A 23,665-nucleotide genomic window follows, 5' to 3' on the forward strand; every position below is an offset into this window, starting at 1 on the left:
CAAGATGCACCTGCTCACCTTAGCGAACGCTATTTCAGACAAGCTCAAAAACAATGAATCGCATGCTATGTAAGCATCATCTTCTTGAGCAATATCACTACACAATTATTCTGAAATGATATTTTCTCCTGGCTGTATTTTGTTATAAAAAAAGGAGAGAGACATGACAGAAAACAAAACAAAACAAATATGCCCGAACTGCAGGCAGGCCAGCGGTGTAGAGATAATCTATGGCAGCGTTGATACGTTAAGCGAAATCCTTCGCAGCGCTGTGAAAGATGGCGATGTTGTGCTCGGGGGCGCTTATCGCAAGTGGGACTGGGAGGAAGAATTAATCAATACCAAGTGCTTGCAATGCAAACATGAGTGGCACGGGCATCACAAAAACTTGTGGCATAAGCATAACTTAATTCACGCCTAGACAATTCCAGTCGCAGCAATGATGTCCTGATAATGTCATAATTTCGTGGTCAGATTTTATTGCAATACGTTAATAAAGGCTTGCCCTCTCTGGCCGCTATGAGAGGGTTGGTTACTTAGTAGCGAATTAGCGAGCTCTTTTCTCATCACCCCATCTGTGCTGTTTCCACGCTAAAAAACAGTACGAGAGCAGGACGTTTTGCACCCTGCTCGGGTGGTTCAATCCTGATTCATTTTCAATAGGCGACCGTGAAGCGTTGGCGGACGTGCTGCGGGCGCTCAAGTTCGTCGATCATGGCCACCGCGTAGTCTTCCATCGAGATGCGGCTTTGGCCGCTTTCATCTGACAGCAGCTGGTCGGTGCCAACGCGGTATTTGCCGGTGCGCTCGCCCGGCGCAAACATTGCGGGTGGGGACAGGAAGGTCCAATCCAGCTCCGTTTCAGCATGCAGGTCATCGAGGAATTGCTTGCCCGGGATGGCTTCCACCTTGTACTCCTCGGGGAACGTCGGGCTGTCGAGTAGCAGCGTTCCCGGAGCGACTTCCAGGCTGGCGGCACCTCCCACGACCAGCAGGCGTTTCACGCCGGATGCCTTGACCGCCTGAAGTAGTGGGGCCGCCTTCAGCACTTGAAAAGTGGCCGCGCTGATAACAGCGTCGTGACCGCGCAAGCGTGGAGTCAGCTGTTCCGGTTGCGTTGCATCACTTTTTTGTACGGTCACGCCTTCGGGCACATCCGCTTTTTCTGGCGAACGGACAATGCCCGTGACAATGTGGCCACGGCGAAGCGCTTCTGCGGCAATGCGGGAGCCGGCGCGGCCGGTGACTCCAATAATCGCAATTTTCATGAGTACTTTCTCTTCTGTAGTGATACACGTCATGCGAATTCAGGGCAAGAAATTGATGCACTATTGGTCCCCTATTTGACAACCAAATTTCCTTTCATCGTCGGATGAAACGTACAAACATACGGGAAGACGCCTTTACTACGTACCTTGAATTTCCATGAACGATTCTGCGCGATCTCGCCGGAGTTGAAACTGCGATTTTGTGCGGTAGCGGTATGCGCAACGAGGTCTTTGTTGATCCACACAACGGTATCGCCAGCGTTTGCCTCAATAACCTGCGGGGAAAACTGCATTGCCTCGATGATGACGGTATGCATCTTCGGTTTCGCAACCGCATGGGACCCGTGACTTGCGCTAAACAATGCAACAGCCAATAACAGTGCACCCCCGGTGTAACGCGGTAGTTTATCGCCCCGGGGTGTTAAAGCGAGCACAACTTATTTCAGCGACGTCTGTATCTTCATCGCATGCTGCAAATGCGCGTCAAATGCCGGACGAGTTTTTGTCAGCAAATCTTTTAATTCAGCATTTTTCGCGTTTGGCAGGAGGGTCTTGTCGATGGCATCCAGCACAGCTTGGTGATAAGTAACTTCATTATCGACATATGCTTTGTCGAATTCAGCGCCCTTGAGTCCTTTAAGTTTTTTCAGGTTCGCGGCGCCGTCGTCGTTGAGACTCTTGCTGGTCGGGCTTTCCTCAGGTTTTACCTTAAGTTTCTTAACCAGCGCCGACGCCGACTTGTTGACGCCGGTATGGTCAGTAATCATGAGCTGCGCAAAGGTCTTAACTTCTTTGTTCTTTGACTTGGACTTGGCAAGCTTTCCGGCGTTGATATCAACCGTGTTCGCAGCAACAACGATACCTGCGATTTGGGCATCGTTCGGCGCTTCCGTTTGCGCAAAAGAGACTGTTGCAACAAAGCTCAGCAAAGCCGCTGCAAGACCGCCAAATGTTTTTTTCATGAGATGCCTCCAAAATAAGGTTATTTTGCCAAAGGTTGTAAACAAGTTCCAGCAAGCGGACAATTCTTCTTTGTGGTGGTAAATCGCGCGCCACCAAGATGCCGTATTGCCTGTTGTGGAGTATTTGTACTGCAGCAAATTATGGATTAAGAAATGAATATTAATTTGCGTTTTGTCAATGCCCGTGGCTTCGATGGATTTGGTATTGTCAAAATTTATGGCGCGTCAAGACAGGGCTGGTAGAGCAGCCTCAGGACGCCACGAGTTTTTTAAAAAAACAAGGAGTATTGCCATATTTATGGTAATACACGCATATATTTATTGCGGTAATAAAATATACTCCAGTCAATGAAGAATAGGCGTCGAACCCTCGCCCGGCAATCTGGGCCGCTGTTCCGACGCACTCCACTACGTTCCTTTTTTCGCGGGCAAGTTGCGTAGCATCAGTGAGGTAATGGCCCCAACCCAAGCGGTGCAGGTGTGATGTTCACAATCAGTGAAAACAGCTGGTCGAAGCTCTCCTGGTATACCGCACCGGCAAGTGGGTCCTGATTGGCAGCAAACTGCGCATCGATGACGGCCCAGTCATCCGGCGTCAGGAACTTAATGGCGGCGGGAAGAACTGCATCTTCTTCCAATTTCATATGATCAAAATAGAATTTGGAATAGGTTTCCACCATGTCAAAAAATGACTGGAATGCTGCGGCGCCCTCAAGTTCATAGTGCGTCAGTGCGCGTTCCAGTGCGCGCACCTGTGACTCGCCTTGCATGTGCTGGGACGCCAGTTCATCCAGAGTCTGATTGACTTGATTGGTGCGCTCGCGTAATCGTGCAAACAGGTATTGATCTTCTTTCGGATGGTGCACCTGCTCCGGGTACTCGCTAATGTAAAGCAGCATTGCCCGAAACACCTTGGGGTCCGGTGCCTTCTCAGCGTTGTGGATAGCACGCACGAAATGCTGCATGCCATGGATTACGGCCGACAATCGATCATGCTCATCCTGGATGACACGTATCGCAATATGATTTGATAGCACACGCATAAAAGATCCTCTTAAAATCAGCTTGCCCGGGTTGCTCCGACAAATAGTTGACGCTCGAAAATGGGCGTCTATACGCCAAGATAGCGTGACAGCTTATCGGGGGAATTCAATAGCGTTGCCGATTCGCCCGCCAGCGCGATTTTTCCTTTTTCCATGATGACCGCCACATCGGTATGGGACAGAACAGAGTGATAGTTGCGGTCCACGATCAGCGTGCTGATGCCGGTTTGACTTATTTGTCTGATCACGCGCCAGATTTCCAGGACGATCAGCGGCGCTAATCCTTCGGTGGCTTCGTCAAGTATCAGCAGATCGGGGTTCGTCATCAACGCCCGTCCAATGGATAGCATTTGTTGTTCGCCGCCAGACAGCTGTTGGCCGCCGTGGTCGAGTCGCTCGGTTAGCCTGGGAAAGGTTTCCAGCACCCGATCGTAGGTCCAGTCGCATCGGCCTGCAGCCCCGGGCCGCGCACTCATCACCAGATTTTCTCTGATTGAAAGATTGGGGAATATCCCCCGACCTTCCGGAACATAGCCGATGCCCAGGCGCGCCATGCGTTCGGGTGTGTAGCCGGTGACATCTTTGCCGCGCCATGCTATTTGGCCTGATGCCGCCGGCACGAAGCCCATCAAGCTGCGGATCAGTGTGGTCTTGCCCATGCCGTTGCGGCCCAGCAGTCCGACTGCTTTTCCTGCCGGAATCTCAAGATCGACGCCGTGCAAAATATGACTGTCACCGTAGTAGGTATTGAGAGATTTAATTTTTAGCATGGTTGCCTTAAGCTGAATGCGTTTCGCCCAGGTAGGCCACTTTGACGTCGTTGTTGCTGCGGATATTGTCCGGCACGTCAGTAGCAATGACTTGCCCGTTGACCATCACAGTAATGCGGTCGGCCACGCGAAACACTGCATCCATGTCGTGTTCGACCAGCAAAATCGCATGCGCAGTTTTCAGCCTCTCAAGCATCGATAACATGCGATCAGTTTCTTCCGCGCCCATGCCCGCGAGCGGCTCATCGAGCAGCAATACCTTGGGATTGGTAGCCAGGCACATGGCGATTTCCAGCTGGCGCTGCTGACCGTGGCTGATGGTGCCGGCGATAAGATGTGCGAAATCGTGCAAGCCGGCAGACTCAAGCGCATGCCATGCAGCCTCCACGCTATGCGCACAGGTTGCAGCCGCCTCCCATAACATCCAGGGCCGTTGCGCTGCCGCTTGCGCGGCCAGGCGGCAGTTCTCAAGCACAGTGAACTTTGGAAATATGGTGGTGCGCTGATAGCTGCGACCGATGCCGGAACGCGCACGGCGCGCTTGCGACCACCCGGTAATATCGATTCCACTCAATTTAATTGCGCCGCTAGAGGCCGCAATCTCGCCGGACAACATGTTGATCAGGGTGGATTTGCCGGCACCATTAGTGCCAATGACCGCATGCACTTCACCGATATGCAAATCTACCGACACACCGTTGACAGCAGCGAGGCCGCCAAAGCGACGGGTGAGTGCCGCCGCTTGCAACAGCGGCGGTGCTGCAGCCAGTACTTGAGCGCGCGCAGGATTAATCATGACGTGCCTCCTTGTCGTCGGGGCGGTGGGGCGTTGAAAGTGAAAGGCGCTTGCCGGCTCTGCTGCGCTGCCATTGCGCGGCCAGGCCGATCAGACCATTTGGCATGACGGCGACAAAAAATATCATCGTCAACCCCAGCGTCATTTGCCAGCTATGCGCGATCTGGCCGAAGATCGCTTCGGAGGAATAAAATTCTTTCAGCAAGATGAACGCCACTGCGCCAATGATGGCGCCGCGCAAGCTGCCCAAACCACCCAGAATAATCATCAGCAGCACCGCGCCGGATTCATGCCATGACAACAGCTCCGGATTGACAATGCCATTTTTTGCAACGATCAAGAACCCAGCCAGCCCTGCCAGCATGGCAGCGATGACAAACGCTGCCAGTTTGTAGTTATACGTGTTGTAACCGGTGGCACGCATGCGCTGCTCGTTGGCGCGGATGCCGGCGAGCGTATGGCCGAAGCGAGAGCGCTGCATCATCGCCAGCAACGCGTAGCTTGCCGCTAGGCAGCCGACCGCAAAAAAATACATGTGCAGCGGCTGTTCCAGGTCAAGCAGAGTGAAGTCGCCGATGCGCAACGCCGGCCGGAGCAGCAGGAAAATGCCATCGCTGCCGCCGCCGATGGCGGTATCGTGGAATACGAAATAAGCCATCTGCGCAAACGCCAGCGTCACCATGATGAAATACACGCCTTTGGTGCGCAAACTGAGCGCGCCGACGAAAAGTGCATAAGCGCCGGCGCCCAGCATTGCCAGCGGCAGCAACCAGAAGATCGAAGAAGCCGATGAATCGGACGATGCCAGCACCGTGATGTAAGCGGCAATGCCAAAGAACGCGGCATGCCCAAGACTGATCAGGCCGGTGGTGCCGACCAGCAGTTCCAGGCTCAGCGCGAAGATTGCGTAAATCACGATCTTCAGCACCAGATCATGCAGATAGGACGACAAAAACATCGGCAGCGCGGCGAGCACGACGGCGCCAGCCACCGGTAGCAACCAATGCCGGATACTGCTGTGGGAATGCGCGATGGCCGGACTTGAGAGCGACGATATGGCCATGATTTTAGTATCCTTTGCTTTTCAAACCTTCGGGACGCCAGATCAGAATCAGTGCCATCAGCAAGTACACGCTAAGGCCGCTGAACTGGGCGAAAAATACCTTGCCGAAGATATCGACGAAACCCACCAGCAATGACGCGATCAGGGCGCCAGAAATGGAACCGATGCCGCCGATGACGACCACCACGAAACAGATAATCAGGATCTGTCCGCCCATGCCCGGATAGACCGAAGTCATGGGCGCGGCAATCATGCCGGCCAGTGCCGCCAGCGCCACGCCGGCGGCAAACACAATCCGATACAACAGCTTGATATTGATGCCTAGGCCGCGCACCATGTCGCGGTTGCTGGCGCCGGCCCGGATCATCATGCCCAGCCGGGTGCGGTTGACCACAAAATACAGTCCGATTGCCACCACCAGACAGGCCGCCGACGCGAACAGGCTGTATACCGGGTAACTCATCAAATCGCCGAACTGGATGCTGCCGGATAACCACTCGGGCGCTTTGACGCCGTGCACTTCGTTGCCGACCAGCAGGCTGCGCGCTTCCTCGAACACCAGGATCAGCGAATACGTCATCAGCACCTGCTGCAGGTGGTCCCGCTGATACAGGTAGCTGAAAAACAGCCATTCCAGTACGAAGCCGAACAAGGCGGCCAGCACGACACCGGCCAGCAGTTGCAGCAAAAACTGATCGCCGAAAAAAGGCGCCAGCCCGAATGCCATGTACGCGCCTATCATGTAAAAGCTGCCATGGGCCAGATTGATCACGCCCATGATGCCGAAAATCAGGGTCAGTCCGCTTGCCACCAAAAAAAGCAGCAAGCCATATTGCACAGCGTTCAAACACTGCGCCAGAAACGTAGAGATATCCATGGTGATTCCAGGTAGCAAATGGGGCGATCCGAACAGTAGTGCGCGATCGCGCAATGGGCATTGGTAGCATTGGCAGCGTGGGTGGCAATGGTGCCGCTGCCACCCATGTCCATGCTGCCAAAACGCTACATTCTGCAGCCCTTGGCCGGATCAGCCAGTGCCTTGATCGCGACGTTTTTGAGTTCGTTATTATTGGCTTTTACCTGGCGCAGATAGATATCCTGAACCGGGTTATGCGCAGCCGACATGGTGAATTTGCCGCGTGGGCTATCGATCTGCGCCGCCGTCATGCCGGCGATGACCTTGTCCTGTTTCTTGATATCGCCGCCAGCCGCTTTCAGGCCAGCTGCCAGCATTTGCGCGGCATCGTAACCCTGTACTGCATACACATCGGCATTGACCTTGTAGGCTTTTGCAAAGCTGAGGCGAAATGCGTTGTCGCGCGGCGTATTCAAATTGTCCGCATAGTGCAGGGTGGTAAACATTCCCTGCGCCGCATCTCCTTGCGCTTCCAGCGTGCCATCTGTCAGGAAGCCGGGGCCGTACAACGGAATCGATTTGTTCAAGCCGGCCGCAGCATAATCCTTGACGAATTTGACCGCGCCGCCACCGGCAAAAAATGCATAGACTGCGTCCGGCTTCTGCGCTGCTATCTGCGTCAACAATGCCTGGAATTCCACATTCGGAAACGGCAGCGTCATGTTTTGCGTCACTTTGCCGCCGGCCTTCTCGAATCCCTCGGTGAAGGCTTCCACCGACTCATTGCCGAACGCGTAGTTCCAGGTAATCGTCATGATTTTTTTGTGTCCACGCTCGGCGGCAACCTTGCCCATTGCAAAACCGGACTGCCAGCTGGAGAACGAGCTACGGAAGATATTTTTCGCGCACATGGCGCCGGTGATCGCATTGGCGCCGGCATTCGGCACAATCAGCAGCGTTCCTGTTTCCTTGGCAACCTTGGCCATGCCAAGCGCCACGCCAGAATGCACGGTGCCGACCAGCACATCGACCTGATCGCGCTTGATCAGCTTGTTGACGTTATCGATGGCTTTTGCCGGGGCGGATTCATCGTCAACCTTGAAATACTGTATTTCCCGTCCGGCTAGTTTGCCGCCCTGTTCGGACACATACAGCTTGAAGCCATTTTCGATCATTGTGCCGAGGTTGGCGTAGGTGCCGGTCGCCGGCAGCATCAGGCCGACTTTCACTGGCGCAGTTTGCGCATGAACCTGGCTGGCCAGAAATAATGTTGCGGCTACAACGGCGAATTGGGTAGGTTTGAAACTAAGTTTGAAATTGAGTTGCATGTTGTCTCCTGCTTATATGGTTTTTTAAACTCTGTGGGTGATGAAATGCGCAACTTCCTGGCTGAGTGCTTCTGGCTGATCGCGATGCGGTGAGTGGCCGCATTGCGGTAGTACGACGATCTGTGCAGCCGGAATTTTTCTTTGAATTCCGTAGACTTGTTCGAGGGTGCCGTATTCGTCGTCTTCACCCTGGATCGCAAGCACCGGGCAGGTGATGCTGGCGAGATCGTTTTCGATATTCCATGCGCGGAATGCGGGGTCAAGCCAGATATCGTTCCAGCCCCAGAAGGCCGAATCGACGTCGGCATGGTATTGCGCCAGTCTGGCGCGCAAATTTTTCGTCAGATAGACGTCCCGAGCAACGCGGATGCTGGCGATGCTGATATCTTCGACAAAAATATGCGGGGCGGCGACGACAATTCCGCTCAGATTTTCAGAAAAACGCGCTGCATACAGCAGCGCGATCGAGGCGCCGTCGCTATGACCGAACAGCCAGGGATTTGTAATTCCCAGGTGTGAGAAAAAAGCAGGCAACACCTGATGCGCCTGCTCGTGCATGAAGCTGACTGGCCACTTTTCTGCTGCCGGTCTTGGAGTGGATTGACCGTAGCCGTAGCGTGAAAATACCAGTCCGCTAAAACCGTGCGTCCGGCAAAAAGTCTCGGGAAAATCTTTCCAAAGCGCGATCGAACCAAGGCCCTCATGCAGAAACACGATTACCGGGTAGTCGGAATGCCTGGCGCCTATCCATTGATACTCCAGCCTGAGCGGGCTATTGCGCCATTGAATATCGGCAAATTGGATGCTGTGCATATCTGAACGCATCGCAGATGGTTCCTTTCTGTGCTCCATGCATTGTTGTTACCAGGCGCTGTAGCGGTTGGTGGCGAAAGCGGCGCCGATGATTTTCCAGTCTGCTTCCGTCAGGACCTTTTCAGCGTGCGGGATAACGATATTTTCTTCCTTGCTCATGTGATCCCAGTTGAACTCGGCATACGCGGTAAGGGCCAGATCGAAAGGCGCGAGCGTGCCGCCGTCGCGATAGGCGGCGAGCTTCTTGCGCAGATCTTCAAGCAACTCGCCACCGGCTTCATGCTGGGCTTCGAGCAGATCGAGAATCGGCGCCGACTCGGGATCGCGTATGCGCAGAAAGCGGAACAAATATTCGTTTTCCTTCGGATGATGAACCCGCTCCGGGATCACTTCGATGTAGTCGAACATCGCCCCGAACAGCGCGAAGTCGGGCGCTTCGGCGCCGTCTTTGACCCGTGTAACGTGGTCCAGCAGCCCCTTGAGAACTGCTGCGATGGAACGATGTTCATCACAGAGGATGGCAATTGCAGTATTCATTGTCTCGGTACCAGGTTAGTTGTGGGATCTCGGGCTGCAGAGGCGATTGCGCTCATGCGGCGCTGGCGCGCAATTTGAAACGCTGTATCTTTCCGGTTGCGGTCTTTGGCAGCTCGTCGACGAACTTCATCCAGCGCGGGTATTTGTAGGGCGCCAGGCAGCCTTTTACATGCGCCTTTAATTCCGCCTCCAGTTCAGGCGAAGGCACAACGCCCGGTTTCAGCACGATATAAGCGATCGGCTTGATGAGCTTGTCGTCGTCTTCCTTGCCTACCACGGCGGCTTCGAGCACGGCAGCGTGACCGATCAATGCCGATTCGACTTCAATCGGCGAGACGTAAATGCCGCTGACCTTGAGCATGTCATCGCTGCGGCCGGCATAGACGAAATACCCATCTTCGTCTTCATGGTATTTATCGCCGCTGCGGGTCCAGCCGCCGAGAAAGGTATGACGCGATTTTTCACGGTTGTTCCAGTAAAGGGTGGCGCTGGTCGGACCGGAAATATGCAGTTCGCCCGCTTCGCCACGCACCACCGGCTTGTCCTCTTCGTCGACCAAGCGCACCGCATAGCCGGGAACCGGCTTGCCAGTGGTGCCGTAACGGACTGCTCCAACGCGGTTGGAAAGAAAGATGTGCAGCATTTCGGTGGAGCCGATGCCATCCAGAATATCCAGGCCGAAGTGCCTCGACCAGCGTTTGCCGATTTCTTCGGGAAGCGCTTCGCCGGCAGAGATGCAACGGCGCAGCGTGAGTTCGTCGCGGGCAGGCAGTTCCGGATTGGCCAGCATGGAGGCATACAAAGTAGGCACGCCGCAGAAGATGCTGGGCTGATGCTGGCGCATGCGCGTGAAGACTGCTGCGGGCGTCGGACGTTCCGCCATCAGCACCGCCGTGGCGCCGACTGACATTGGAAACGTCAGGCCGTTGCCGAGTCCGTAGGCAAAGAACAGCTTGGCGGCCGAGAAGATGACATCGTTCTGGTTGATGCCGAGGATAGGTCGTGCATACAGTTCTGCGGTCTGGATCAGGCTGGAATGGATATGCACGGTGCCTTTGGGCGCACCGGTGGAACCGGATGAATATAACCAGAAGCAGGGCGTGTCGCTGGAAGTGGCTACGACCGCAAAGTCGCCGCTGGCCTGTTCCAGCAGCGGGGTGAGTCCATCCGGGGCCTGTCTGCTGCCGGCGACCAGAATGCGCTCCAGCGTCGGCACTTTACCGAGCAAGGGCTGGAACAGCGGCAGCAGTGCTTCTGAAACCACTGCAATTTTGGCTGCGCTGTCGGTCAGCATGTATTCGTAATCGCCCTGGGTCAGCAAGGTATTGACCGCGATCGGCACCACGCCAGCCTTGATCGCGCCCAGGAAAACCGTTGGAAAATCGATCGTGTCATGGATGCACAGCAGAATGCGCTGCTCGGCCGCCACGCCCAGTTGACCGAGCACATTCGCGAAGGCGGAGCTTCTATGCGCAACTTCGCCGTAGGTGTATACGCCGTTGTCGTCGATGAATGCAGGCTTGTCTTTGCGGCCTGCCTGCAGATTGCGTTCGATCAGGTCGTGCGCCGCGTTGTAGCAACGCGGAATATCGATGACTGGCGGGCTCACCCGATGGTCAGCTGTAGATAAATCCGGCATTTCATCTCCTATTGTTGCGCATCACATGGCACATGCCGCGCGCTAAAATTTAGTCATTGAACAATGCAATTTCTGCAAAGTTCGGTCTCTGCACTGTCAGTTGTTTTTCAAGCGTTCCAGTGTGTTGCGGTGGGCGCCAGTTGCTGCAGCGTGACGGACGATCCCTGTAGTGCCGCGCGGCGGTGGTAAAAGCCCAGTGCGCGCATACCGCCCAGTTCCTCGCCGCCGCCGGCGCGGCCGGGGCCGCCGTGGATCGATGCCGGCATCACGTTGCCGTGACCTGTGTGGGTCTTGCCGACATCGGGGCTCACCATGTGAACCCGACCATGGGTGCCGGCCAGTTCGCGTCCGACCTGCGCCATCCATCCACTGTCTGCGCTGAATACGGAAGCCACCAGCGACCCCAGGCCGCGATGCGCCAGCGCCAGCGCATGGCCGGTATCGCGATAGCCAAGCAAGGTCGATACCGGCCCGAATACTTCATGGTCATGCACCAGCGCGGCTTGATCCGCATCACGCACCCCCAGCAAGGTGGGCGCAGCGCATGCGGCGATTGACGGGTCGGCATCGATCAGCTGCTGCGCACTGCCGTCGTACAGGACGGCGGCTTCGCTTGCCAGCCTGGCAATGCCGGCCTGCACGTTGTCATACTGTTCGCGGCCAACCAGCGAGCCCATCCGCACTTCGGGATTGCGCGGATTGCCGACGCTGACCTGCGCCAGTTTGGCGCCGACTGCTTCGGCCACCGCCTCGAAGAATTGTTGGGGAACCAGCGCGCGGCGAATCGCGGTGCAGCGTTGCCCGCTCTTGGTGGTCATTTCGCGCACCAGTTCATTGACGTAAAGCTCGAACGCGGCGGTTCCCGGTGCCGCGTCGATACCGAGAATCGACGAATTCAAGCTGTCAGCCTCGATATTGGCGCGCACCGAATGACGTGAGATGGCAGCGTGCGAACGAATCAGCGCAGCGGTATCGGCCGAGCCGGTAAATGACACTACATCGAATGGCTGCAGTGCGTCGAGCAAGCCGGCGGAACTGCCGCAGACGATGGACAGCGCACCCGCAGGCAAAATGCCGGCGGCGATCACGTCGGCCACCATGCGGTGGGTCAGCCAGGCGGTGACCGTGGCCGGCTTGATGATCACCGGCACCCCTGACAGCAAGGCGGGCGCCGCTTTTTCCCATAAGCCCCAGGCCGGGAAATTGAATGCATTGATAAACAGCGCGACACCGCGTACTGGCGTCAGGATGTGTTGCGACTGGAATAGCTGATCTTTCGACAGCATCGCCGCAGCGCCGTCGAGCAGCGTGCGGGCATCGCCCAAGGCAGCGCCCATCTTTGCGTAATAGCCCAGCGTAAATGACGCGCCTTCGATATCGACTGCGGAATCGGCTTTGGTGGTGCCTGAATTGGCCAGCGAGATCTCGTAGTAGGCGTCGCGGTTGGCTTGCAGCACTTTCAATATCTCGCCCAGCATGCCGGCACGCTGACCGTAAGACATTGCTTGCAGTCCGGGTGCGCCTTGTGTGCGGGCGAAAGCAAATCCGGCGTCCAGTCCTGCTGCCGGTCCACCTGCAGTAGCCAGCGACTGGCCAGTGACCGGATCAAGCAAGATAGCGCTGCGCCCTGATTCAGCTTGCCAGACGCCGCTCAAATAGTTGGGAAGATGGGGAAGATGGATCATGTGAATGCAATCAAAAAATGGGGAATCGGCCGGCAGGATCGAATGGTGCGATTACGCCGCTTCAGGCGTAAAGTCGATTGCGCCTTGCGGCAACAGATACAGCACCAGAGCGCGCCCTTTGGCGACAGTCGGGCGATGTCCGCTGCCGGGTTCATAGACGCACCAGCCGGCCGGGTTTTCATCGAAACAGGCGCCCGGCGTCAGCGGCATGATCAAATCTATCTCGCCGTTGGGATGGACATGGTAGGGACCGGCCACATTCTCCATCTCGACCACGTCGACGCTGAAACCGTGGGTCGCCTCGGTCGGCTTCAGCACCCGGCCGTAACGTACGCCGCCGCCTTCCCGATTGCACATCCAGCCTTCCTTGACGCCCATCTTGCAGGCAGCGAAAATCGCTTCGAACATATCGCTCTTGGGGCCGTGCTCCGCATTGAGGTGCGCTTCCAGCGACGACCCCAGCGGAACTCCGGCAATCTCTTCGGTCAGACGGGCAATCAGCGACTGAAATCCGCTTATCTTCACTTTTATATCCACTTTTATATCCACGTTAATCTCCATGAAATCAAGCTTGCGACTTAGTATGCTTGTGACTTATAGTGCATCAAATACTTGCTTTTTTATGTCTTATAATGCATCTTGAAATAAGTATATGTGCAATATGTTGCGTACGTCAAGCGCTTATACATGCATTGTGAATTTAATTTATTGCTCTTTTAATGCATGTCACTATCTAATCAGCGCGGCACGATAAATAATTTTTTACAGCTCCAATAGTCATGACAAATAATTCAGAACAACATAAAGATCCCTTCCTGATTGCACTCGGCGAGCGCTTGAAAGTCCTGCGGGCGCGGCGCGGCTTGACGCGCAAAGCGCTGGCGCGCATGGCCGATGTGTCCGAGCGCCATCTTGCCAATCTGGAATCCGGCGTGGGCAATGTCACGGTGCAGTTTCTGCGCCAGCTCACCTCGGTGCTCAATTGCACGCTGGCCGAAGCGATCGGCGATGAAACTGCGTCGTCGCCGGAATGGCTGATGATTCGCGAAATTCTCCGTGGCCGCTCAGAGACCGAGCTGGCCAAGGGCCGGGCCGCGCTGGCGGGCGTTTTTGATGCGCCGACCAGCGAATCGGCACGCCGTCAGCGGGTGGCAATGATCGGTTTGCGCGGTGCAGGCAAATCGACGCTGGGACAGATGTTGGCAGATAACTGGGTGGTGCCGTTCATCGAACTGAGCCGGCAGATCGAAACGCTGGCGGGTTGCAGCATTTCAGAAATTTATAGTTTGTATGGCCCAAGCGCGTACCGGCGCTATGAATATCGCGCGCTGGAAGATGTGATACGGCGCTTTCCACGCGCGGTGATTGCCACGCCGGGCGGCATCGTTTCGGAGCCTGCGACCTTCAACTTGCTGCTTTCGCATACATACACAGTCTGGATGCAGGCATCCCCGGAAGATCATATGGCGCGCGTGCTGGCCCAGGGCGACACCCGACCGACCTCCGGCAACCGTGAAGCGATGGAGGATTTGAAACGCATCATGGAAAGCCGCGCAGAGTTTTATTCCAAGGCCGATGCCGTGTTCAATACCAGTGACATCACGCAGGAAGCGGCTTTTATGGGTCTGGTGGATCAACTGCGCGGTTCCGTCCTGGTGCAGGACAAGGTTTTCTATTAAGTGTTGCACGGTGACTGATCAGCACAATGTCGGGCTGCGATGGTGGCTAATAAAGCTTTAGCCCAACTCACGCATTCAGTATCTATTCAGCCCGCTATGGGTAGCCCCCTCTCCCGCGTGCGGGAGAGGGCTGGGGAGAGGGTGCTCGCAATAAGTAAGGTGGGCCAAAACAAGGCTCAACCTTGATTGCATTGCCACATAATGCGGCCGGAGTGTTTGCTAAGACCCTCTCCCTAACCCTCTCCCACAAGTGGGAGAGGGGATCAAACAGTCCTCGCCTAGCGGGTTGAATAGTTGCCGAATTCAAGAAATATGCAGGAGTATAGGCAAAAATATGCCACTTTCCGCATACATATAATGTGTATCTATAAATACATACCGTAGTTAATATCTTGGTGCTGCGCTTGCGAAGCCCGGCATTCTGCTTGCGCACGATTCAAACTAAAGTCAAAAAATCCCCCTGATACTTTAAAAGGTGGCGGCGGCCATTGCGTAGCTGTCCCTTACTTACATTACTTGCCGGCTTGCACGGCGCCATTCCCATCACCGCGGCCAAAATCTTATTTTTTTATAGAACATGCAAAAAAATGCATCTTGATGCTTGACTATGAAATTTATATGCAATATATTGCGTATATAGATTTTACCAACGCATTATAAATCCTATGTGGAGTGCCATGAATACCTCGCCGCAAATCAACTATCAAACTGCACCCGAGCATTACAAGCATTGGTCCATTGCCTGCGACGGTCCGATTGCCACGCTGACCATGAACATCAATGAGGATGGCGGCATAAAGGAAGGTTACAAGCTCAAGCTCAATTCCTATGATCTCGGGGTCGACATCGAACTCAATGACGCGGTGCAGCGGATTCGTTTTGAACATCCGGAAGTGCGCACGGTGATCCTCACCAGCAGCAAGGACCGGATTTTCTGTTCGGGCGCCAACATCTTCATGCTGGGCAAATCGACCCATTCGTGGAAAGTCAATTTTTGCAAGTTCACCAATGAAACGCGCAATGGGCTGGAAGATTCCAGCCGCCATTCGGGATTGAAATTCATCGCCGCGGTCAATGGCGCTTGCGCCGGCGGCGGCTACGAGCTGGCTGCCGCCTGCGACGAAATCATTCTGGTCGATGACCGCGCTTCTTCCGTCAGCTTGCCGGAAGTGCCGCTGCTGGGCGTGTTGCCAGGCACCGGCGGCCTGACGCGTCTGACCGACAAGCGCCACGTGCGCCACGATCTTGCCGATATCTTTTGCACCACCTCCGAAGGCGTGCGCGGACAGCGCGCCAAGGACTGGCGTCTGGTGGATGAAGTCGCAACGCCCACACATTTCCAGCAAACCGTACGCGACCATGCGCTGGCGCTGGCGGCACAGAGCGACCGGCCGGCAGACGGCAAGGGCGTCAAGCTGACGCCCTTGCACCGGACCCAGACCGACACCACGATCGATTATGCATTTGTCAGCATCGTGATCGATCGCGCCGCGCGCAATGCGACGCTGACCGTCAAGGCGCCCACTGCGCCGCAGCCAACCGATATCGCCGGCATCGAAGCCGCAGGCGTGCAATGGTGGCCATTGCAGATGGCGCGGGAACTGGACGACGCGATTTTGCACCTGCGCACCAATGAACTTGAGATCGGCACCTGGATACTGAAGACCCGTGGCGATGCGCAGGCCGTGTTGGCCAGCGACGCCACGTTGCTGGCACATAAATCGCACTGGCTGGTGCGCGAAACCATCGGCTTTTTGCGCCGCACGCTGGCCCGGCTCGATGTGTCGTCGCGCTCGCTGTTTGCGTTCATCGACGAAGGCTCCTGCTTTGTCGGCAGCTTGCTTGAAATCGCATTGGCGGCCGACCGCAGCTACATGCTTGCTCTGCCATCGACGCCGGAGCGCGCACCGCGGATCGCGGTATCCGAGCTCAATTTCGGCACCTTACCGATGGTCACCGCGCAATCGCGCATCGCCCGCCGCTTCTATGAAGACGAGGCTGAAGTAGCCGCGGTACGCAACAGCATCGGGCAATCGCTCGATGCCGGCCAGGCTCTGGCGCTGGGCATGATTACCGCCGATCCGGATGACCTGGATTGGGCCGATGAAACCCGCATGGCGTTGGAAGAGCGCGCCAGCATGTCGCCCGACGCCCTGACCGGACTGGAAGCCAACCTGCGCTTCAATGGCAAGGAAACCATGGAAACACGCATTTTCGGCCGTTTGACCGCCTGGCAAAACTGGATTTTTATCCGCCCGAATGCGGTAGGTGAATTGGGTGCGCTAAAGGTGTATGGCAGCGGCAACCAGGCCAAATTCGACATGAACCGCGTTTGAAAATTATCAATTTTTATTATCAACTCCTGCAATAAACCTGATCAAAGGAATTTACCGTGAGCACAATTGATTACAGTGAAACAATTCCAAACAACGTCAATCTGTCCGAAGACAAGACATTGCAGCGTGCGCTGGAACATTGGCAGCCAAACTACCTGAACTGGTGGCGCGACATGGGCCCGGACAATTCGAGCGGCCATGACGTGTATTTGCGCACCGCCATCAATGTCACGCCGGAAGGCTGGGCCAGTTTCGGCCATGTGAAGATGCCGGACTATCGCTGGGGCATCTTCCTGGCGCAAGCCGAGGAAGGACGCAAAGTCAATTTCGGCGAGAACAAAGGCATGGATGCCTGGCAGGACGTTCCCGGCGAGCACCGCGCCAATCTGCGCCGCATGATCGTCACGCAAGGCGATACCGAACCGGCGTCAGTCGAACAACAGCGCCATCTGGGCCTGACCGCGCCATCGCAATACGATCTGCGCAATTTGTTTCAAGTCAACGTGGAAGAAGGCCGCCATTTATGGGCAATGGTGTACCTGCTGCACAAGCATTTTGGCCGCGACGGCCGCGAAGAAGCGGAAGCATTGCTGCAGCGCAATTCCGGCGACGCAGAGAAACCGCGCATTCTCGCCGCATTCAATGAAGAGACGCCGGACTGGCTGGCGTTCTACATGTTTACCTATTTCACCGACCGTGACGGCAAGTTCCAGTTGTGCGCATTGGCGGAATCTGGCTTCGATCCGTTGGCGCGCACCTGCCGCTTCATGCTGACCGAAGAAGCGCATCACATGTTCGTCGGCGAATCCGGGATTTCACGCGTGGTTGCCCGTACTTGCGCTGTCATGAAAGAGTTCGGCATCGAAGATCCGGCGCAAGTGCGCGCCAAGGGCGTGATCGATCTGCCGACCATCCAGCGTTACCTGAACTTCCATTTCAGCGTCACGATTGATTTGTTCGGCGCAGACCAGTCCTCGAATGCGGCGACTTTCTACAGCGCGGGCCTGAAAGGCCGCTACGAAGAAACCAAGCGCGATGACGACCATCTGTTGAAGGACGGCCATTACCACATTCTTGAAATTGCCAACGGCGCACTGGTGGAGCGCGAAGTCCCGCTGCTGAATGCGCTCAATGAAGTGCTGCGCGACGATTACATCCGGGACGCAGTGGCCGGCATCGGACGCTGGAATCGGGTGATCGAGAAGGCAGGATTGAGTTTCCGGCTGACAGCGCCGCACAAGGCGTTCAACCGTCATATCGGTGCGTTCGCTGGAATTCGCATTTCGCCGGACGGCAGGGTGATTTCCGAGGCGGAATGGCAAGCCAATGTGCGCAACTGGCTGCCTAGTGAAGAAGACCGTGCGTATGTGGCATCGCTGATGGGGCGCGTGATTGAGCCGGGTAAATTTGCCAACTGGATCGCGCCACCGCCGGTGGGCATCAATCGCCAGCCGATCGACTTCGAGTACGTCCGCTTCAACTAGGCAGTAAAAAGCTGTAAAAGGTCGGCTGCGCGTTTTCCAGCCGACCGCATTTTCACCTTGTTCGCCCCCTATGGATGACCCGCCATGAACGCTCCCGAACCGATCATATTGATACGGCAACACTTGATTGATCCCGAGGTTTGCATTCGCTGCAATACCTGCGAAGAAACCTGCCCGGTCGATGCAATCACGCACGATAGCCGCAATTACGTGGTGAATGTGGATATCTGCAACGCCTGCATGGCGTGCATTTCACCGTGCCCGACCGGTTCGATTGATCACTGGCGCACCGTACCGAAAAATGCCGGGTATGCGCTGGCAGAACAATTCGGCTGGGACGAGTTGCCAGCGCAACAGAAAATGCCGGACGATGCGCTGATCGGTTCTGCCCAGGATGTTGCCGCAGGAGAGGAAGCGATAGAGGGGATGCAAGTCAATGCAGCCACTTCACCATCATCCACCATGGCGCCGTGGTCGGCGGCGCATCCATACATTAATTTGTACACGCTGAAAAATCCGGTGACGGCAACGGTGGCGGGCAATTACCGCCTCACCGCAGCGGATATGGAAAGCGATATTCACCATATCGTGCTGGACTTCGGCACCCAGTTTTTCCCGATTCTGGAAGGGCAGTCGATCGGCATCATTCCGCCCGGCGTCGATGCCGGCGGCAAGCCGCATTACCTGCGCATGTATTCGGTTGCCAGCCCGCGCGAGGGCGAGCGCGATGGTTACAACAACCTGGCGCTGACCGTCAAACGCGTGGTGGAAAACCATGAAGGTCATCCGGTGCGCGGGGTCGGCTCCAATTATCTGTGCGATCTGCAAAAAGGCGATAGCGTGCAGGTGACTGGACCGTTCGGCGCCAATTACCTGATGCCGAATCAACCCGGCTCGAATATCCTGATGATTTGCACCGGCACCGGCTCGGCCCCGATGCGCGCCATGACCGAGCACCGGCGTCGCCTGATGGTAAAAGGCCAATCGAAGGGTGGCAAGCTGATGTTGTTTTTCGGTGCGCGCCGGCCGGAAGAGTTGCCCTATTTCGGCCCTCTGCTGAAACTGCCGACCAGCTTCATCGACATGCATCTGGCTTTTTCCCGGGTGGAAAATCAGCCGCGCGCGTATGTGCAGGACAAGATACGCGAAGCCGGCAGCACAGTGACCGATTTGCTCAATGGCGACAGCTACATCTATATCTGCGGCCTGAAAGGCATGGAGACCGGCGTCATGGAGGCACTGCGTGAAAGTTGCAGCGCGGTCGGCATGGATTGGCCGTCGTTGCACGGCAAGATGGTCAGGGACGGGCGTTTCCACGTCGAGACTTACTGATGAAAAGCATTGTCCACGAAAGACACGAAAAGCGCGAAAGGAAGCATCAAACCTTTCTTTCGGATATCGCAAAAAGGGTTTGTTCGTGTCTTTCGTGCTTTTCGTGGACTGAATTTTTTGTGCGTAACTTCAGTTACATTAATCGTTAGAAGGAGTCATGTTGGCTGATTCAAATTACACAACGCTCAAACTGGCGACCGACGGGCGCGGCGTCTCGCATGTCACGCTCACCAAACCGGAAACACTGAATGCGTTCGACGAAACAATGATCGCCGAGTTGAGCGCTGTATTCGACGCACTCAGCAATGCGCACGCTACCCGGGTGGTCGTGCTGGCCGCCGAAGGCCGCGCCTTCAGCGCCGGCGCGGACCTGCGCTGGATGGAGCGCGCCAGCAATAATTCGCAGCAGGCCAATCTGGCCGATGCGCGGCGCTTTGCCCGCATGATGCAGTTGATCCAGTCTTGCGCCAAGCCGGTCATCGCACGGGTTCAGGGCGCAGCCTATGGCGGCGGTGTCGGCCTGTGCTGCGCCTGCGACATCGTGTTCGCGGTGCCGCAGGCGCGCTTTGCGGTGAGCGAGGCAAAGTTCGGCATCCTGCCGTCCGTGATCGGCCCTTATCTGAACAATGCAGTGGGCAAGCGTCAGGCGCTGCGGCTGGCATTGACGGCAGAACTGATCGATGCCGCACGCGCCGCCGAGATCGGGCTGGTGCACGAAGTCGTGGCGGCGGATCAGCTGGACGCCGCGATTGAAAAGACCGTCGTGCAATTGCTGGCCAATGGGCCCGAGGCATTGGGCGAGATCAAGCTGCTATACGGTCAGCTCGCGGTAGCCGAAGTGGATGCAGCGGTGCGTGAACTGACCGCGCAAACGATTGCACGGGTACGCTCGACGCCGGAAGCACGCGAAGGATTTGCGGCGTTTCTGGCCAAACGTCCGGCCGCCTGGGTGAAGTCATGACAGAGACGAAAGAGCCGATTCCTATGACAACAGAATATCCAATCAATACGCAACCGGCAATGCAGCAATTGGTGGGCGTAATCGGTGCCGGCACCATGGGCGCGGGTATCGCGCAAGTCGCTGCGGCGGCCGGGCATCCGGTGCGCTTGATGGATGCGCGCCCGGATGCGGCCCGCGCAGCCCATGACAATATTGCTGCAGCACTGTCCGGCCTGGTCGGCAAGGGACGCCTGTCCGGGCTCGAGCGGGAAACGATTCTGGCGCGCATTGTGCCGGTCGATACGCTGGCCGAACTGGCCGAGGCAGCACTGGTGGTGGAAGTGATCGTCGAGCAATTGCAAGCCAAGCAAACCTTGCTGCGCGAACTGGAAACGCACGTCGGCCGCCATACCATCCTGGCGTCGAATACCTCGTCCCTGTCGATTACCGCACTCGCCAATGGCATGCGGCATCCCGAGCGGGTGGTCGGCATGCATTTTTTTAATCCGGTGCCCTTGATGAAACTGGTCGAAGTGGTTTCCGGCGCGGAGACTGCTACTGCTGTGGCCGATGCGATCGTCGATTTGTCGCGTCGCTGGGGCAAGACGCCGGTGCATGCAAAATCGACGCCGGGCTTCATCGTCAACCGGATTGCGCGCCCGTTCTATGCGGAAGCGCTGGCCTTGCTGCAGGAACAAGCCGCAACGCCGGCCCAACTCGATCGGGCGGCACGCAGCGCCGGGTTCCGGATGGGGCCGTGCGAACTGATGGATCTGATCGGGCATGACATCAACTACGCGGTGACGGTCTCGGTGTTCGATGCCAATTACGGTGACCGCCGCTATCTACCGTCGCTGGTGCAGAAAGCACTGGTTGACGGCGGCCGTCTGGGGCGCAAAGTGGGCAAGGGTTTCTACGAGGGAGCGCCAGCCCTGGTGCCGAATTTACCAGCCAGCAATCCAGGATTGCCGATTGAAGTGATGGGAAATACGGCAATCATCCAAAAGTTGGCGAACTGGCTGAATAGCAGGCAACTGGCGTTTTCCCATGCCGTTGACAGCGACTGGAATGGCTTGCGGATCGGCGACGCGGAATTGCATCTGACCGATGGCCGCAGCGCCGCCCAACTTGCCTGCGAACGCAGCATTAGCCAACTGGCAGTCATCGATCTGCCGCTGCTGTCCGAACGCAGCGACGCAATCGGGATTGCATTTGCTCCAGATGTGTCGTCTGAAGCGCAGGCCGGCATCGCGGCCACGCTGGCCGCCTGCGGCCTGCAAGCGATCGTGATGCGCGATGTGCCGGGTCTGTTGATCGCACGCACGGTTGCGATGCTGATCAATGAAGGCGCCGATGCGGTGCATCAAGGCGTCTGCGACGCAGCGAGCGCCGATCTGGCGATGAAACTCGGCACCAATTATCCGGCCGGACCGTTTGAATGGCTGCAGCAGATTGGCGTTGATTACACCGTCCATCTGCTCAACAATTTATTTGCCGCGTACCGCAGCGAACGCTACCGTATCAGCCCCTTGCTGCAACAGCGCTTCTGGACCGAAAGGCACGCAACATGAACATTTCCATTCCCGTCAACACCATCAATTTTCGCGTCGAGATCGATCATGACGGCATTGCGCATCTGATATTTCAACCGGCAGGCGGCATGCCGGTGACCGATGCGCAAGGCCACGGCGCGCTGGCTTCCGTCTGGCGCACACTGAATGCGCATCCGCAGGTGAAGGTTGTCCTGGTGCGCAGTGAAGGCAAGGCATTTTGTGCCGGCGGTGCGCTGGACATGGTGGAAGACATGCTGCACTCCGAGCAGTCACGCATGCGCGTGATGCGCGAGGCGCGCGAACTGGTGCAGGGCATCATCAATTGCGACAAGCCGATTGTTTCTGCCATTAATGGCGCGGCAGTCGGGGCCGGATTGGCGGTGGCATTGCTGGCCGATATCTCGGTGGCCTCGCGCAGCGCCAAACTGATCGACGGACACACAAAATTAGGGGTGGCCGCCGGCGACCATGCGGCGTTGATCTGGCCGCTGTTGTGCAGCATGGCCAAGGCAAAATATTATTTATTGCTGTGTGAAACGGTCAGCGGCGAGGAAGCGGAACGGATCGGCCTGGTTAGCCTCGCAGTCGATGCCGAACAATTGCAAGCCGAAGCATTGCAGATTGCGCAAAGGCTGGCGGCAGGCAGCCAGAGCGCACTGGCCCACACCAAGCGTTCGCTCAATCACTGGTTGCGCGCCGCCTGGCCGGCTTTTGAAGCATCCCTGAATGCCGAGATCATGGGTTTCGGCCAGGCGGATGCGCGCGAAGGACTGGCCGCCATCAAGGATAAACGCGCCCCTCAATTCAATCAGGTCGCCTCATGAAATTCGCAGATCTGAGCAGCGGCCAGCGCTTCACGCTAGGCCCGGTGGAAGTCGATGCCGAAGAAGTCCTTGCCTTTGCCCGCAAGTACGATGCGCAGTGGTTTCATACCGATCCGGTGCAGGCGGAACAAGGGCCGTGGGGTGGCTTGATCGCCAGCGGCTGGCATACCTGTGCAATGGCGATGGGGCTGGTCAGCAATGGCATTTTGAACGGCTCTGAATCGTATGCATCACCCGGCCTGAACTATGTAAAGTGGCCGCATCCGGTGCGCCCCGGCGATTTGCTGACATTAAACGTGCTGGTCCATGAGTCGCGGAGATCCGCGGCAAAACCCTGGCTGGGGATCATTCGCTGGCAGTGGATCATGCAGAACCAGCGTGGCGCGGAGGTGCTCGACCTTGAGGCTACCAGCCTGTTTCGACTTACGGAAGAAGCAATGCCGCCAAGCGCTGATCTGCCCGCCGGTACGCCCCGGCCGTAATGCATACTGGATTGCGTATATATTTAAATGTATTTAAATATATGCGGAGAGTTATGTGTTTTTATGCATACTCCCTATTTATTTAACTTCAGAAGCTATTCGGCCGGCAAGGCAATTAAGAGCGAAATGCTGCGATTTTGTAGGAGCGCACCCGGGCGCGAAAGCAGTCGCCAGACTGCAGCCGTTGATCGCGCCCAGGTGCGCTCCTACAAAAAACTGCATTCTGTGGCTAAGTAAGCCCTCTAAGTAAGCCCTATTAATGTCGCTTGCGCGCC

23 protein-coding genes are annotated in these 23,665 nt (G+C 56.5%); 9 read left to right on the forward strand and 14 right to left on the reverse strand.

Annotated elements, in window-relative coordinates; genetic code table 11:
- Positions 1-163: 163 nt before the first annotated feature.
- Positions 164-421: a hypothetical protein gene (locus KGFNPO_RS04060; protein WP_472633215.1), complete on the forward strand. Its 258-nt coding sequence runs from the start codon at positions 164-166 to the stop codon at positions 419-421.
- Between the two features lie 235 nt (positions 422-656).
- On the opposite strand, the gene KGFNPO_RS04065 is transcribed toward KGFNPO_RS04060, so the two are convergent.
- The 14 genes from KGFNPO_RS04065 to KGFNPO_RS04130 all read right to left on the reverse strand — a co-directional run bounded on the left by KGFNPO_RS04065 (position 657) and on the right by KGFNPO_RS04130 (position 13,285).
- Entirely contained in the window at positions 657-1,268 is a 612-nt protein-coding gene (locus tag KGFNPO_RS04065; RefSeq protein WP_472633216.1) for an NAD(P)-dependent oxidoreductase, read from the reverse strand.
- Between the two features lie 71 nt (positions 1,269-1,339).
- Positions 1,340-1,702, reverse strand: coding sequence for a cupredoxin domain-containing protein (locus tag KGFNPO_RS04070; protein WP_472633217.1), 363 nt, complete (start codon positions 1,700-1,702; stop codon positions 1,340-1,342).
- A 3-nt stretch (positions 1,703-1,705) separates the two neighbouring features.
- Positions 1,706-2,230, reverse strand: coding sequence for a DUF4142 domain-containing protein (locus tag KGFNPO_RS04075; protein WP_472633218.1), 525 nt, complete (start codon positions 2,228-2,230; stop codon positions 1,706-1,708).
- Between the two features lie 443 nt (positions 2,231-2,673).
- The gene (locus KGFNPO_RS04080) at positions 2,674-3,273 is read right to left on the reverse strand and encodes a hemerythrin domain-containing protein (protein WP_472633219.1); all 600 of its coding nucleotides are present in this window, start codon (positions 3,271-3,273) and stop codon (positions 2,674-2,676) included.
- 68 nt (positions 3,274-3,341) lie between these two features.
- Positions 3,342-4,043: an ABC transporter ATP-binding protein gene (locus tag KGFNPO_RS04085; RefSeq protein WP_472633220.1), complete on the reverse strand. Its 702-nt coding sequence runs from the start codon at positions 4,041-4,043 to the stop codon at positions 3,342-3,344.
- Between the two features lie 7 nt (positions 4,044-4,050).
- Positions 4,051-4,839: an ABC transporter ATP-binding protein gene (locus tag KGFNPO_RS04090; RefSeq protein WP_472633221.1), complete on the reverse strand. Its 789-nt coding sequence runs from the start codon at positions 4,837-4,839 to the stop codon at positions 4,051-4,053.
- Positions 4,832-5,902 carry a branched-chain amino acid ABC transporter permease gene (locus KGFNPO_RS04095; protein WP_472633222.1) on the reverse strand — a complete coding sequence of 357 codons (1,071 nt, stop codon included), beginning with the start codon at positions 5,900-5,902 and terminating at the stop codon, positions 4,832-4,834. Before KGFNPO_RS04095 ends, KGFNPO_RS04090 begins: the two co-directional genes overlap by 8 nt.
- Positions 5,903-5,906: 4 nt before the next feature.
- Positions 5,907-6,779 carry a branched-chain amino acid ABC transporter permease gene (locus KGFNPO_RS04100; RefSeq protein WP_472633223.1) on the reverse strand — a complete coding sequence of 291 codons (873 nt, stop codon included), beginning with the start codon at positions 6,777-6,779 and terminating at the stop codon, positions 5,907-5,909.
- A gap of 125 nt (positions 6,780-6,904) precedes the next feature.
- Complete coding sequence (locus KGFNPO_RS04105) at positions 6,905-8,086, reverse strand: ABC transporter substrate-binding protein (RefSeq protein ID WP_472633224.1); 1,182 nt, start codon at positions 8,084-8,086, stop codon at positions 6,905-6,907.
- A gap of 24 nt (positions 8,087-8,110) precedes the next feature.
- On the reverse strand, positions 8,111-8,899 hold the full coding sequence (locus tag KGFNPO_RS04110; RefSeq protein ID WP_472633225.1) for an alpha/beta fold hydrolase: 789 nt from the start codon (positions 8,897-8,899) through the stop codon (positions 8,111-8,113).
- A gap of 48 nt (positions 8,900-8,947) precedes the next feature.
- Complete coding sequence (locus tag KGFNPO_RS04115) at positions 8,948-9,436, reverse strand: hemerythrin domain-containing protein (protein ID WP_472633226.1); 489 nt, start codon at positions 9,434-9,436, stop codon at positions 8,948-8,950.
- 52 nt (positions 9,437-9,488) lie between these two features.
- Positions 9,489-11,075 (reverse strand): benzoate-CoA ligase family protein, encoded by a 1,587-nt coding sequence (locus KGFNPO_RS04120; protein ID WP_472633227.1) that lies wholly within the window; start codon positions 11,073-11,075, stop codon positions 9,489-9,491.
- 107 nt (positions 11,076-11,182) lie between these two features.
- Positions 11,183-12,760 (reverse strand): 3,4-dehydroadipyl-CoA semialdehyde dehydrogenase, encoded by a 1,578-nt coding sequence (locus KGFNPO_RS04125; RefSeq protein ID WP_472633228.1) that lies wholly within the window; start codon positions 12,758-12,760, stop codon positions 11,183-11,185.
- 51 nt (positions 12,761-12,811) lie between these two features.
- The gene (locus tag KGFNPO_RS04130) at positions 12,812-13,285 is read right to left on the reverse strand and encodes a DUF4863 family protein (RefSeq protein WP_472634383.1); all 474 of its coding nucleotides are present in this window, start codon (positions 13,283-13,285) and stop codon (positions 12,812-12,814) included.
- A 254-nt stretch (positions 13,286-13,539) separates the two neighbouring features.
- Here KGFNPO_RS04130 and KGFNPO_RS04135 point away from each other — a divergent pair, with 254 nt between their 5' ends.
- From KGFNPO_RS04135 to KGFNPO_RS04170, 8 genes are all read left to right on the forward strand, one after another.
- Positions 13,540-14,439, forward strand: coding sequence for a helix-turn-helix transcriptional regulator (locus tag KGFNPO_RS04135; RefSeq protein ID WP_472633229.1), 900 nt, complete (start codon positions 13,540-13,542; stop codon positions 14,437-14,439).
- Positions 14,440-15,116: 677 nt separating this feature from the next.
- A complete protein-coding gene (gene boxC / locus KGFNPO_RS04140) occupies positions 15,117-16,775 on the forward strand; it encodes a 2,3-epoxybenzoyl-CoA dihydrolase (RefSeq protein WP_472633230.1) in 1,659 nt (552 codons plus the stop codon).
- A 56-nt stretch (positions 16,776-16,831) separates the two neighbouring features.
- Positions 16,832-18,259 carry a benzoyl-CoA 2,3-epoxidase subunit BoxB gene (boxB, locus tag KGFNPO_RS04145; protein ID WP_472633231.1) on the forward strand — a complete coding sequence of 476 codons (1,428 nt, stop codon included), beginning with the start codon at positions 16,832-16,834 and terminating at the stop codon, positions 18,257-18,259.
- An 84-nt stretch (positions 18,260-18,343) separates the two neighbouring features.
- Positions 18,344-19,591: a benzoyl-CoA 2,3-epoxidase subunit BoxA gene (gene boxA / locus KGFNPO_RS04150; RefSeq protein ID WP_472633232.1), complete on the forward strand. Its 1,248-nt coding sequence runs from the start codon at positions 18,344-18,346 to the stop codon at positions 19,589-19,591.
- A 160-nt stretch (positions 19,592-19,751) separates the two neighbouring features.
- Positions 19,752-20,552 carry an enoyl-CoA hydratase-related protein gene (locus tag KGFNPO_RS04155; RefSeq protein ID WP_472633233.1) on the forward strand — a complete coding sequence of 267 codons (801 nt, stop codon included), beginning with the start codon at positions 19,752-19,754 and terminating at the stop codon, positions 20,550-20,552.
- Positions 20,553-20,575: 23 nt separating this feature from the next.
- The gene (locus tag KGFNPO_RS04160) at positions 20,576-22,102 is read left to right on the forward strand and encodes a 3-hydroxyacyl-CoA dehydrogenase (protein ID WP_472633234.1); all 1,527 of its coding nucleotides are present in this window, start codon (positions 20,576-20,578) and stop codon (positions 22,100-22,102) included.
- Complete coding sequence (locus tag KGFNPO_RS04165; protein ID WP_472633235.1) at positions 22,099-22,908, forward strand: enoyl-CoA hydratase/isomerase family protein; 810 nt, start codon at positions 22,099-22,101, stop codon at positions 22,906-22,908. The genes KGFNPO_RS04160 and KGFNPO_RS04165 overlap by 4 nt, the downstream gene beginning before the upstream one ends.
- Positions 22,905-23,390, forward strand: a complete 486-nt coding sequence (locus tag KGFNPO_RS04170) for a MaoC family dehydratase (RefSeq protein ID WP_472633236.1) — start codon at positions 22,905-22,907, stop codon at positions 23,388-23,390. The genes KGFNPO_RS04165 and KGFNPO_RS04170 overlap by 4 nt, the downstream gene beginning before the upstream one ends.
- Positions 23,391-23,665 lie beyond the last annotated feature (275 nt).

The sequence above is a fragment of the Gelidimonas diazotrophica genome (assembly GCF_055694025.1).